Source organism: Pseudomonas sp. K5002, from assembly GCF_013386655.1.
Lineage (GTDB): Bacteria > Pseudomonadota > Gammaproteobacteria > Pseudomonadales > Pseudomonadaceae > Aquipseudomonas.
This window is the reverse complement of the sequence record NZ_JACARK010001271.1, coordinates 1-752: the sequence shown is the minus strand read 5'-3', so window position 1 is coordinate 752 and position 752 is coordinate 1. Positions and strand designations below refer to the sequence as shown.

The following is a 752-nucleotide window of genomic DNA, read 5'->3' as shown; positions in this document are numbered from 1 at the left end:
CGCAGGGCTCGGGCAACGGTTTGTGCGCGTTGGTCCAGTTCGGCGTAGCTCAGGCGTTGGCCTTCGAACACCAGCGCGGGCGCGTTGGGCGTCAACGCGGCTTGCTGGCTCAGGGCCGTGTGCAAGTTCGTCGGGCCGGAATATTTGCGCTCGGTAGCGTTCCACGCCCATTGCTGTTGACGCTCTGCGACGGTCAACGGCGACCAGTCACTCAAACGCGTCTGTTGTGCTTGCAGCATGCTTTCGAGCAGGGCTTGCCATTGCGCCAGCCAGCGCTCGGCGGTGGCCTGGGTGAACAATGCGCTACGGTATTCGAGCAGTACCGACAGGACCTCGCCGTCATGCACTTCCCAGTTCAGGTCGAACTTGGTGGCGTCGGCCGTCACTGCGCGTTCGCTCACTTGCAGCTGCGGCCACTGGCTGGCAGTGGTGTTGGCGTTCTGCATCACGAACAACACTTGGAACAATGGCGTCTGGCCGAGACTGCGTTCTGGCGCCAGGTGTTCGACCACTTGATCAAACGGCACGTCCTGATGCTGTTGTGCATCCAGTACGGTGTCTCGTACCTGCTCGAGCAAACCGGAAAAATCCAGGCCCGGCGCCAGGTCGGTGCGCATCACCAGGGTGTTGACGAAGCAGCCGATCAGCGGTTGCAACTCGGCCAGTGGGCGCTGGGCTACCGGGCTGCCGAAACGTACGTCGCGCTGGTTTGCGTAGCGCCCCAGCAGCAGTTGCGCGGCGCTGAGCAGCAG

Annotated in this window: 1 protein-coding gene; it reads right to left on the bottom strand. The window is 63.0% G+C overall.

From position 1 onward, the window contains the following. The coding region (locus HX846_RS35590; RefSeq protein ID WP_256740355.1) for a condensation domain-containing protein at window positions 1–752 on the bottom strand (752 nt) is incomplete at both ends.